Genomic DNA, 12,290 nt, shown 5'->3' with positions numbered 1-12,290 from the left:
ATAAAATCCTAAATAAATTTCAAATCATTTTAAATAAATAATATGCGTAAAACGGTTCTAGTTACAGGTGGTTCTGGTGAAATAGGCTCGGCGATTTGCCGAAAATTTGCCGAAAACGGATATGATGTTGTTATTAGTTACAACTCTAATTCACAAAGAGCCGAAGCATTCATTGCAAGCTTACCGGAAGGAAATCATGCTTTTTTTCATGCTCCAACAACAGATTCAGAAAAAGTAAAAGCCTTTAAAGTATTTGTTGAAGAAAAATATGGTAAACTAGATGTTCTTGTGAATAATGCAGGTGTTACTATTCCGGTTCCACATCATGATCTTGACGGATTAACCGACGAATGGATTGACCGAATTATGCAAACTAACTTTAGAGGTTCTTTTGCAATGGCAAGAGCGTTCAACGATTTGTTACAAAAATCAACAGAAGCCACTGGACTAATCGTAAATATTTCTTCTATCGCAGGAATTTTTGGTACAGGAAGTAATGTCGCTTATTGTGCCTCAAAAGCTGCTTTGGATTCAATGACGCGTTCTTTAGCAAGAGCATTGGCACCAAAAATAAGAGTAGTTTCCGTATCGCCTGGATTTGTCGAAGGAGAATATACCGCTACAATGAATCCCGGTTTTTTAAAAACTCAAAAAGACCATACGCCTTTAGGAAGATTTGCTTTGGGAGAAGATGTGGGCAATGCTGTATTTTCAGTTGCAACTCAACTAACGTTCTCAACAGGAAATATTATAACTGTTGATGGTGGAAGACTTTTAAAATAAAAAAAACAGTCTAAAGTCGAAAAATTATTCGAAAGAATACAATTTAAAAAATAAATTTAAAAAAAATACAACATGAAAATAATAGATCTTTCCGTTACGATTTCTGAAGAAATCAAAGAACCGCTTCCAACTACAATTGTCTATGAAGACCACAAAGAAGGAGCCAAAAAAATGGGTGGTAAACTTTTTGAAGGATTAACTGATGTCTTCATCGAAGGCAATGGTCCTGCAGGAGAATTTCTTTCGGTAACGAGTCATTGTGGTACTCACGTGGATGCTCCTTACCACTATTATCCAACTTGTGAAGGAAAGCCTTCTCGCACGATTGACGAAATGCCTTTGGATTGGTTTTTCCACGATGGAGTTGTTCTTGATTTTACCGATAAACCCGACGGTTACATGTTCGAGCCAGAAGATTTAATCGAAAAATTAGCCGCTATAAACTATACATTAAAACCTTTTGATATTGTACTGATTCGCTGTGATGCTGACAAACGCATTCACGATGCTGATTTTGTACGCATTCATGTGGGCGCTTCCGCAAAAGCGACGCATTGGTTGATTGACCAAGGGATTAAAGTAATGGGAACTGACGGTTGGGGTTGGGATATTCCATTACACATTCAGGCAGAAGATTTTAGAAACAATCCACGTCCGGGGATTATCTGGCAAGCCCATTATGTTGGAATTGAAAAAGAATATTGCCAAATAGAAAAATTAGCCAATTTAGAAGCTTTACCTCCATTTGGTTTCAAAGTAGCCTGCTTTCCTGCAAAAATAAAAGGAGCCAGCGCCGGTTGGACAAGAGCAGTTGCGATAATTGAATAATATTTTTTTGTAACTTTATTAAATATAAAAAAAATACCATGACTACTAAAGAGTATATCCCAACGCTGATAGCTTCTGAAATGAATAATTTTCATTCTCATACCACAACTTGGAGACCCTTTATGTCTACTCAGGCGCATCAAGAATTCCACATCAACAGATTGGAAGATATCTCAAATAAATCCAGTTTTCAGGTTTTACCACATCGTAAAACAGTACATGATTTTATATTTCTAAAAAAAGGAATTTCAAAAAGAAGTAAAGGATTAAACAAATATGAGTTTGGTCCTTCTTCTATCTTTTTTTTACCAGCCCATCAAATTACCCAACACGAAATGATAAGCGATGACGCCGAAGGTTTTTATCTTCATTTCGATGAAAAAATATTCGATTATTTACCTAAAAATTACCTTAGCGAACAATTTCCTTTTTTTCAATTTCAGTCGAATCCAGTGATTGAGATGTCTGAAAACACATTAAACAACATAGAGTTTATTTTGAATAGATTGCTTGAATTGTATAAAGAAGAAAACACAGCTAATAAAAACCTTGTTTCTTATAATTTATTGGTAATTTTCGAAACTCTGAAAAAAGAAATTCCGCTTCAAATAAAAAAAACTAAAAACTCCTTTTTTGAAATCACGGAACGCTATAAAAATGCATTAGGACAGCATATCTATAAATACCAAAATATTTCAGATTACGCTAAAATACTGAACATTACACCTAATTATCTGAATAAATGTGTCAAAACATGTACCGATAAAACTGCTCAAGATTTACTGAAAGAAATGTTGGTTTTAGAAGCCAAAACCCTCCTGAAATATTCCGATTTGCACATCTCCGAAATCGCTATAAAACTCTGCGATCAAAATCCGAGCAACTTCGCTCGTTTTTTCAAAAAACAAACTGGTCAAACTCCAATGGAATATTTACAAATGTGTTGATTTTGAATAGTAGTAGCCTTTTTTTGATTAACAGATCTGTTTTTTGTATCCCATCTTTGTAATGTAAAATATTATCATATACATATTTTATATAACTAAAAAAAACTAATATAATTTTAAAAAGGTGAAAATTATGAAAACAACGCAAATTATAAGGAGAATCTTCCTTATTATAGTAATCACTACTTGTAGCGCTAATTTGTTTGCCCAAGAAGGAAAAATCCAAGGGACTGTTACGGATTCCAAGGGTTTAGGTTTAGCAGGTTCCTCAATCGTTATCGAAGGAAATAATAAAAGTACGGTAACGGATGCTAATGGAGATTTTGCTATAGAAAAAGTAGCAAATGGAACCTATCAAGTCGTCATCTCATACATAGGATTTATAACCAAAAAACTTTCGATAAAAATCCCACAAACAAGTAAGTTAAGCATTGCATTACAAGATGATCAAGCCGCTTTGGATGAAGTTGTGGTAACAGGAGTATTTGACAAACGTACCCGAATGCAATCATCTGTTGCAATTTCTTCAATAAGTGCAAAACAAATTGAAAGAACAGCAGCAACAAGTGCCGGTGATTTATTGAAAAATATCCCTGGTGTTTACGTAAACCAAGCAAGAGGTGAAGTACAGAATACTGTATATTCCAGAGGTATTTCAGCGGGTTCTATTGACAATGCCAATGGGTATTATTATGTATCCATGCAAGAAGACGGTTTACCGGTTACCAACCTTAATTTAGGAGTAGATTATTACCTGAGACTTGATGCCGGAACTGCAAAAGTAGAAGCTGTAAAAGGTGGAACAGCGTCAATTTTAGGAGCAAATGCCCCTGGAGGAATCTTTAATTATGTATCTAAAGAAGGTGGAAAAACTTTTGCCGGAGAAATAAGATCGAAATTTGGATTGGAAGGTAATTTTAAAAATCCTTATTATAGAACTGACCTTAATTTAGGTGGAGCATTAAGTAAATCAGGCTCTTTGACTTATAATGTAAGTGGTTTTTACAGAGAATCTGATGGAGCAAGAGCGCTAGGCTATCCAATGAATAATGGAGGACAAATTAGAGCCAATATCGTTAATAAATATAAAAACGGTACCATTAAAGTATATGCTAAAATATTGGACGACAGAAACGCTGTAGCAGAATTTACTCCAACAATAGGTTGGAATGACCCAAAAATTCCTGCTGGTTTTTCATCTACAGACTCATATTATCTTCCAAAATTAACCATGGAAATTCCAATTAATAATAATTCAACCAGAACATTCAAGTCAACTGATAAAATTCACTCGCAACAAAAATCTGTTGGTATGAACTGGAGTCATAATCTTGGAAATGGATTTACACTAAAAAATGATGCGCGTTTGCAAAAAAATCAAACAGTGAACAACACCCCTGCTGTTGTTACCCCTTTTGCTACTGATAGTTTTCTGTTTTATGCTATTCCACACCTTTTGGGGAAATTCGGAACATACACATTTACAGATCGTGTAAATGGACAAGTTTTAGGTACCGTTACCCAATCACCAAGAATAATCAATGGAAATTTTGCCGGATTTAATTTTACTCCAGGAGCTAACAATAATTTCCCAGGATCTAATGTTCAGAAAAACTCTTTATTCTTTTTACCACTTTTTTATTCAGAAACTAAAAGTAACGAGTTTATGGATAATTTTAGTATCAGCAAAAAAGTAAAAAACATGAATTTCATTTTAGGTGGTTTTTACGGAAATTCAAAAGTAGACCGAATTGGAGGGCCACAAGATTTTGGAATCGCATTAGGAACTATGCAAGACCAACCACATTTAGTAGACATTAGTTTAGCTGGATTTGATGGCAAAACCTATGAAGTAACCAATCCTAATGGAGTACAGATTCCAGGAAGCAGTGGTGCCTATGTTGCTTCATTCAGACAAAAACAAGCTTCTGTATTTTTTGGTCATGATTGGAAAATTTCAGACAAACTGAATTTTGACTGGGGAATCAGATATGAATCGTTGAATGTTGCCGGATTCAATTCAGTACCTGTAGCTAATGCAGAATCAGCCGGTCTTGATAATAATCCATTAACCATCTATGATAATTTTGGAGGAAAGCAAGGTGCACCTTTAAAAATTGACAATACCGTTAAAACAGTTTCCTTTTCAGGTGGATTAAACTACAAATTGAGTGATAATCAAGCGGTTTATGTACGTTATACCAATGGTAAAAAATCACCGGATATTAATTTTTATTTAGGCCAAACCTCTCAATTCCTTATTGACAATACCAAAGCTTATGCACAAAAAGTAGAACAAATTGAAGCTGGATATAAAATAAGCACTCCAAAAGTAAAAGTGTTTGTTACACCGTTTTACAGTATATTGAGCAATGTAGCTACCGCGCAAACATTTACCAATACCAATGGAACCAATTACAACCCGCTTAACCAATTCAATACTTTTAAAACTTTCGGTGTAGAATTAGAAAGTAATTTTGTCATAACCGATCGGTTTGGAGTAAGAGCAGGAGCTACCGTACAAGATTCTAAAGCAACAAAATACACTACATGGATTGCTAATGCTAATGGACCGAGTGATGATGTTTTACTGGATTTATCAGGAAATGAAACCGATAATAACGCTGGTTTAATATTCAACATCAGCCCAAGCTACAATATAAACAAATTCTATAGTTCCTTAAATGTAAGCTATATGGGAGCAAGACAAGCCAATGTGCAAAACGCATTCAAAATGCCTGCATTCACCACATTAGACTTAACTTTCGGTTATGATTTCAGCAAAAAATTCGGACTTCAGGCCAATGTTAATAATCTTTTGAATACTTATGGTGTAATGGGTTGGTCCGGACCAGGAGGTTTCCCGGCAGCTTTAGACCGCCAAGGATTTTCAAAAGCATACATTGATGCTAATCCGAATGCGGTTTATTCCACTCAAGGAAGTATGCCTAGAGCTTTTTTCCTGACTGCTTCTTTTAAATTTTAATTAATCTAAATCCCCCGAAAGGGGGATTATTTTATCTTATATGAAAAACAAATTTTTTACCTACGAAAATGGAATGGTTGCCCTAATGGCACTCGTCTTCGGTTGCCTATTTTTTGACCGTTTAGCACTTAATTTTCTTATGCCTTATATAGCAAAAGACTTAGTTTTGAATGACACCCAAATAGGATTACTAGCTGGGTCTCTTTCATTAGCATGGGCCTTTTCAAGCTATTTTACTGTGGCATGGGCTGAAGCAAAAAACCAAAAAAAATTAGTTTTCCTAATCACAGTAATCACTTTTTCACTTTGCTCATTCGGATCAGGAGTAGCCCTGTCATTTGCAACGTTATTTATAGCTCGATTTGTAATGGGCTTTTCTGAAGGTGCAGTAATTCCTCTTGCACAAAATTTTGTTGAAAGAGAATCTTCTCCAAATCGATTGGGACTTAATGCAGGTATTCTACAAGGGGTTGGAGCGGCACTTTTTGGTTCTATTCTAGCGCCTGTTATACTGGTAGCTATTGCTGAAAGTATGGGTTGGAGAAAAGCATTTTATATTGCGGGAATCCCAGGTTTAATTTTAGCGCTATTAGCTTGGCGTTATATCAAAAAATCCACTGCAGAAAGTACAGGAAGCAAAACCACTTCAACAATTAATTTTTCTGAATTAGTACAGTATAACAATATAAAATGGGGAATCCCATTAACTTGTTGTGTTTTTGGTTGGTGGTTTGCAACACTCCCTTTTATCTCAAAATATTTTATAGAAGTACAGGGAATGTCAGCTGATGAAATGGGTAAAACTATGGGACTATTAGGATTATCAGGGTTGGTAGGTTCTATACTTGTTTCAGGTCTTTCAGATCGATTTGGACGTAAACCCATCATGTTTATTTTTATGGGTCTAGGGATATTATACCCTTTTACTGTACATTTCCTTAGTGGATCTGCCCTCCAACTTCCTGCCATGTTTATCAGCTATTTAGCAATGGGATGTATCGCTATGGTTGCTGCAGTAATCCCTTCAGAAGGAGTGCCAATCCACTTGCGCGCTAAAGCGATGGGCTTGGTTATGGGCATAGGAGAAATTGTAGGAGGTGTAATAATCCCTGCAGTATCAGGAGTACTTTCGGATAAAATAGATCCATCTGCATTTCTATGGGTATCTGCTGTTATGGCTGTGTTGGGCTTGTTTTTTGTTTTTAAATTACAAGAAACTAAATCTTTTAGCAATCTTAAAAACAATCACTAAACTCATTTTAAAATTAAATTTTTTAACAAATAGTTGAAGCTCCAATAGCAATAAAAATAGTTTCTACAATATGGTTCCTAAAAAAAACAACTTTAAACTTTAGAAAAAAGCAATCAAAAATTAAAACAAATGACAAAACGTATTTCAATTCTAATTATCGCATTTGTATGCTTATTAGGATGCAAGGAAAAAACAGAAGCGCAGAAAAAAACAAATCCAACTCCTTTTCTATGGGGTGTTGCATCTGCAGCATATCAAGTGGAAGGTGGATATCAAACGGATGGCAAAGGGGAATCAAAATGGGATTTCCTTGCTAATAAAGTAGGTGTAACTCAATTTATTACCGGTAAAAAAGAAACGGCCAATGTATCGATCAATATGTACGATAGAACACAATATCTTAAAGACATTCAATTGATGAAAGAATTAGGGGTTAACTCCTACCGTTTTTCATTAGACTGGAGCCGCATTATTCCGAATGGTATTGGTGCCGTGAACGAAAAAGCGTTAGCCCACTATGACCTTTTAATTGATGATTTAAAAGCAGCCGGAATAGAACCGGTAGTTACGCTTTATCATTTTGATTATCCCTTCGCTTTAGTACAAAAAGGAGGTTGGGGAAATCCGGAAATGATTAATTGGTATAAAAATTATGCTAAAATAGCTTTGGAGCGTTATGGAAAAAAAGTAAAATATTTCATTACATTCAATGAGCCTTATATCGAATTCTTTGTGGCAGAATATCTTCTAAACATGGAACAAAGCAAAGAACCAGCTGTTACCCGTTTTGCGCGAGGGATGATGAAAGCACACAGAGAAATGGTGGCCAGTGCAGAAGTAATCAAAATGTATCACGAAATGAATTTGGGCGGAAAAATTGGTATGACTTTCAATTTTTCTCCTTGTTCCCCTTTGGATCCTAACAATCCAAAAGACGGACAAGCCTCTGCCTTACAAGAGAAATTGTTGAATACCGTTTTTCTTGATGGTTATTTCAAAGGCACTTATCCAAAAGAAGTAGTAAATCTTTTTACAAAACATGATCCTGCATTCCAACCAACGACCGCCGACATGAAAATACTGGCAGCAAATAAGCCCGATTTCTTGGGGATTAATTTTTATGCCCCGGCCTTAGTGAAATACGATGCTGCAGAGCCTTTTGAAACAAAGTGGATGGATGTAAACACCGACAAAATTAAATCCCACAATGGACCTGTAAGACCTGAAGAACTGTATAAATTTCTTGTTAAAATAAAAAAAGAGTATAACAATCCTGAAATAATGATTACCGAAAACGGAGCTGGTTTTGAAGGAGAAGACATCAAGGAAAGTCCTATTGTAAAAGACCCTTTAAGAGCTGATTACATCAAACGTCACATTGAAGCAGTTGCAAAGGCAAAAAAAGACGGCGTTAGAATGATTGGTTATTTTGCCTGGAGCGGTTGGGATAACTTTGAATGGGTATTTGGTTACACCAAACGTTTCGGATTAATCTACGTTGATTTTGAAACACAGGAGCGCATTCCAAAGCAAAGTTATTTTGAGTATCAAAAATTAATTAAAGAGCATAAAAACCAATAACTAGCACCGATCATAATGAAAAATAAAGCCTTTCTAATTGTATTATTTATCGCATTTATTTCAAATGCCCAAAAAACGATTTCGCTATATCAGGGAAAAGCTCCTGGTTCAGAAAACTGGAATTGGCAGGAAAAAGAAATGTTTTCAGAGACTTTTCAAACCCAAATGGTTTACAATGTGTCACAACCCATACTTACGGTTTATGAACCAAACAAAGCATTGGCAAACGGAACTGCAGTAATCGTTTGTCCTGGAGGTGGTTTTCATACTTTATCTATCAACAGCGAAGGAATTGACGTGGCGAAATGGCTAAATTCTAAAGGAATTACGGCCTTTGTCTTAAAATACAGGCTCGTAAAAAGTGAAACTGACGATCCCGTAAAAGAGATTTTTCCCTTATTCGAAAACAGAAAAAAATTAGATTCCGTCAATGCACCTGTTGTTCCTTTGGCAATAGCCGATGGACTTACTGCGATACAATATGTGAGAGATCATGCTGTTGAATTTAATATCGAAAAAAATAGAATTGGAATTATAGGTTTTTCTGCTGGAGGAACAGTTGCTCTCGGTACAGTTTTCAATTCCAAAGGAAGCAATCGTCCCGATTTTGCAGCCCCAATTTATGCTTATACTGGCGCTTTAAAAAACACTACTGTCCCTGCTGATGCTCCTCCCCTGTTTATCGCAGCCGCTTCGGATGACCAATTGGGTTTAGCCCCAAATAGCGTGAAAACCTATAGCGATTGGTTAACCGCAGGAAAATCGGCAGAATTGCATATTTATTCTAAAGGTGGTCACGGTTTTGGGATGCGTAAACTGGATTTACCAGTTGAGAGCTGGATAGACCGTTTTGGCGATTGGCTAGAACTACAAGGATTATTGTGGCCAGAACAACCAACTCCAATTTCGGCACATTTCAAAACGCAAAAAGCTTTCAAACAGTTTTTAAAAGAAAAGGAAGACAATTTACATTACGATTGGGCTTTCCTAAAACGATATGAACTAGAAAACAAAAATTTGCCTGCTCCAAATTCTAACGAGAAAAGAGTGATTTTTTTAGGTAATTCTATTTTCGAAAATTGGAAAGTAATAGATTCTACTTGGTTTGCAGAAAAAAAATACATTGACCGAGGTATTAGTGGTCAAACGACGGGTCAAACCTTGGTGCGTTTTAAAAAAGATGTAATTAACCTAAAGCCAAACCTAGTAATCATCAATGGTGGAACTAATGACGTGGCAGAAATGACTGGTCCTTATATTTTACAAAACACCTTAAACAACATCATTTCGATGGTGGATTTAGCCAAAGCTAATAATATAAAAGTAGTATTAACGTCCGTTTTACCCGTTTATAATTTTGCTTGGAAACCTGAAATTCAGCCAATCGATAAAGTAATAAAACTGAATAATAATCTTAAAGAATATGCTTTAAAAAACAATATTCCTTACCTCGATTATTATTCGCCATTAGTCGATGAAAAGAAAGGTTTTAAAAAGGAGTTTACCAATGACGGCGTGCATCCAACATTAGCGGGTTATAAAATTATGGAGCCTTTAACTGAAAAAGCAATTAATAAGGCCTTAAAATAAAATAGTTTAAAATGAAAAAATCAATTCTACTACTTTCAGTTTGTTTACTAAATTTATTGGTTTCAGCACAAGAAAAAACACTTCCGCAACTAAATAAAAACAACATCAAACAAGTAATCAAAGCTTTGACGCTTGACGAAAAAGTGAAATTAGTGGTAGGAATGGGTATGTACATTCCGGGAGCTCCGGCAGGATTATTGCCTCCTAATGATCCCGAAGACGACAAAATAGCACCTAAAGTTCCGGGTACATCGGGAAGAACACACGCCATAAACAGGTTGGGAATTCCAAGTATTACTTTATCAGACGGGCCAGCTGGAATTCATTTTTTGGATTTATCTAATGACAAACCAAAATACACCACAGCCATTCCGATAGGTACTTTATTAGCCAGCACTTGGGATATCAATATGACCCAAAAAGCGGGTGAAATATTAGGTCGTGAAGCCAAAGAATATGGAATTGATATTGTATTGACTCCTGCTTTTAACATACAAAGAAATCCTTTGGGAGGTCGAAATTTCGAATACTATTCTGAAGATCCTTTTCTTTCGGGAACAATTGCAGCAGCAGTTACCAATGGTATTCAGAAATATGGTGTTGGAGTTTCTGTAAAACATTTTGCAGCCAATAATACCGAAACCAATAGAATGAAATTAAATACCATTGTAAGCGAACGGGCGTTGAGAGAAATCTATCTAAAAGGTTTTGAAATAGCAGTCAAAAAATCAAATCCTTGGACGTTGATGACTTCGTACAATCTTATCAATGGTACTTACACATCAGAAAGCAACCATTTGATAAGCAAAATTTTACGCAAAGAATGGGGTTTTAAAGGTCTGGTGATGAGCGATTGGTTTGCAGGGCAAAATGCGGCTATATCTTTAGGAGCTGGAAATGATTTACAAATGCCGGGAAGACCAGATCAGGCACAAACCATTAGCAATGCGGTAAAAAACGGCTCGCTTGCTATGGCTGATTTAGATTTGAGTGTAGAACGCGTTTTAAATCTTGTTGTAAAAACCATTACGTTCAATAAATACAACTATTCAAACAAACCCGATTTAACGGCAAACGCAGCTATTTCTCGAATGGTAGCATCCGAAGGAATGGTTTTATTAAAAAATGAAAATGCTTTACCATTACCAAAATCCAGTACTATTGCCTTATTTGGCAACGCTTCTTATGACATTATTGCGGGCGGAACAGGTAGTGGAGATGTGGTGAAAAAATATACGATCTCTCTTGACGAAGGCTTACTGAATTCTGGATTCAAATTGCAACAAAACAACAAATCTACTTATGAAGATTACGTAAAATCAGAAAATGCAAAAAAGCCGGCTCCTTCATTTATGGACGTTTTTAATCCTTTTTCCATTAAAGAAATGGAAGTTAAAAACGAGCTAATTGTAGCATCAGCCGCTAATTCTGATGTTGCTATTATCACAATTGGCAGAATATCCGGTGAATCTAAAGACCGTAAAGTAGAAAATGATTTCAATTTAACTAATGCTGAAAAACAAACACTTAAAACACTTTCTGAATCTTTCCATGCTAAAAACAAGAAAGTTATTGTAGTTATCAACGCTGGTGGTGTTATTGAAATGGCGAGTTGGAGTCCTTGGGTTGATGCTATTTTGATGGCTTGGCAACCGGGTATGGAAGGTGGTAATGCCATAGCCGATATCCTTTCGGGTAAAGTAAACCCATCAGGAAAATTAACGGCTACATTTCCTGTTTCCTATACTGACGTACCTTCATCACAAAGTTTCCCTGGAAAACAACTTCCGCTTAAAGAAAATGAAACACTGGATCCTGTAATGCCTACGTATCCCGCTGAGATAACATACGATGATGATATCTATGTGGGTTACCGTTATTTCAACACTAAAAAGGTAAAAACAGCTTATGAATTTGGTTTTGGTTTGAGTTACACCCAATTTGAATATAGCGCTATTAAACTCAGTTCAACTGATTTTAAAGGTAAAATTACGGCAACTATTACCATAAAAAACAGTGGTAAAACTGCAGGAAAAGAAGTAGTACAATTGTATTTGAGTGCCCCTTCCCAAAAACTAAAAAAACCATCCGAAGAGTTAAAAGGATTTGCAAAAACTAAATTATTACAGACGAACGAATCACAAACTATTAGTTTCACTCTTAGTCCCGACGAGTTAGCTTCCTATGACCCCAGCCTTTCTTCCTGGATAGCCGAAGCGGGAAAATATACAATCCGAATAGGAGCCTCTTCATTGGATATCAAAAAGACAAAGGAGTTTCTTTTAGAAAAAGACATCCTAATGGTTAACCGTAAAAAATAACA

Annotated in this window: 8 protein-coding genes; all 8 read left to right on the top strand. The window is 35.8% G+C overall.

Features of this window, described 5'->3' with window-relative positions:
* Positions 1-42: 42 nt before the first annotated feature.
* The 8 genes from ACM55M_RS16425 to ACM55M_RS16390 all read left to right on the top strand — a co-directional run bounded on the left by ACM55M_RS16425 (position 43) and on the right by ACM55M_RS16390 (position 12,288).
* Entirely contained in the window at positions 43-783 is a 741-nt protein-coding gene (locus ACM55M_RS16425) for an SDR family NAD(P)-dependent oxidoreductase (RefSeq protein WP_416858765.1), read from the top strand.
* Positions 784-855: 72 nt separating this feature from the next.
* Complete coding sequence (locus ACM55M_RS16420; protein WP_416858764.1) at positions 856-1,611, top strand: cyclase family protein; 756 nt, start codon at positions 856-858, stop codon at positions 1,609-1,611.
* Between the two features lie 38 nt (positions 1,612-1,649).
* Positions 1,650-2,558, top strand: a complete 909-nt coding sequence (locus ACM55M_RS16415; RefSeq protein WP_416858763.1) for a helix-turn-helix domain-containing protein — start codon at positions 1,650-1,652, stop codon at positions 2,556-2,558.
* 133 nt (positions 2,559-2,691) lie between these two features.
* Positions 2,692-5,544: a TonB-dependent receptor gene (locus tag ACM55M_RS16410; protein WP_416858762.1), complete on the top strand. Its 2,853-nt coding sequence runs from the start codon at positions 2,692-2,694 to the stop codon at positions 5,542-5,544.
* Between the two features lie 40 nt (positions 5,545-5,584).
* Positions 5,585-6,796, top strand: coding sequence for an MFS transporter (locus ACM55M_RS16405; RefSeq protein WP_416858761.1), 1,212 nt, complete (start codon positions 5,585-5,587; stop codon positions 6,794-6,796).
* A 129-nt stretch (positions 6,797-6,925) separates the two neighbouring features.
* A complete protein-coding gene (locus ACM55M_RS16400; protein WP_416858760.1) occupies positions 6,926-8,377 on the top strand; it encodes a glycoside hydrolase family 1 protein in 1,452 nt (483 codons plus the stop codon).
* A 15-nt stretch (positions 8,378-8,392) separates the two neighbouring features.
* A complete protein-coding gene (locus ACM55M_RS16395) occupies positions 8,393-9,967 on the top strand; it encodes a GDSL-type esterase/lipase family protein (protein ID WP_416858759.1) in 1,575 nt (524 codons plus the stop codon).
* An 11-nt stretch (positions 9,968-9,978) separates the two neighbouring features.
* On the top strand, positions 9,979-12,288 hold the full coding sequence (locus ACM55M_RS16390; RefSeq protein ID WP_416858758.1) for a glycoside hydrolase family 3 C-terminal domain-containing protein: 2,310 nt from the start codon (positions 9,979-9,981) through the stop codon (positions 12,286-12,288).
* The last annotated feature ends 2 nt before the right edge of the window (positions 12,289-12,290 follow it).

It is taken from the genome of Flavobacterium galactosi (genome assembly GCF_048158585.1).
In the GTDB taxonomy this organism is placed as follows: domain Bacteria; phylum Bacteroidota; class Bacteroidia; order Flavobacteriales; family Flavobacteriaceae; genus Flavobacterium; species Flavobacterium galactosi.
This window is presented reverse-complemented; position numbering and strand designations above follow the sequence as displayed.

Coding starts and splice junctions, on each gene's coding strand:
- ACM55M_RS16425 (WP_416858765.1), top strand. CDS start 43: ATGCGTAAAACGGTTCTAGTTACAGGTGGTTCTGGTGAAATAGGCTCG.
- ACM55M_RS16420 (WP_416858764.1), top strand. CDS start 856: ATGAAAATAATAGATCTTTCCGTTACGATTTCTGAAGAAATCAAAGAA.
- ACM55M_RS16415 (WP_416858763.1), top strand. CDS start 1,650: ATGACTACTAAAGAGTATATCCCAACGCTGATAGCTTCTGAAATGAAT.
- ACM55M_RS16410 (WP_416858762.1), top strand. CDS start 2,692: ATGAAAACAACGCAAATTATAAGGAGAATCTTCCTTATTATAGTAATC.
- ACM55M_RS16405 (WP_416858761.1), top strand. CDS start 5,585: ATGAAAAACAAATTTTTTACCTACGAAAATGGAATGGTTGCCCTAATG.
- ACM55M_RS16400 (WP_416858760.1), top strand. CDS start 6,926: ATGACAAAACGTATTTCAATTCTAATTATCGCATTTGTATGCTTATTA.
- ACM55M_RS16395 (WP_416858759.1), top strand. CDS start 8,393: ATGAAAAATAAAGCCTTTCTAATTGTATTATTTATCGCATTTATTTCA.
- ACM55M_RS16390 (WP_416858758.1), top strand. CDS start 9,979: ATGAAAAAATCAATTCTACTACTTTCAGTTTGTTTACTAAATTTATTG.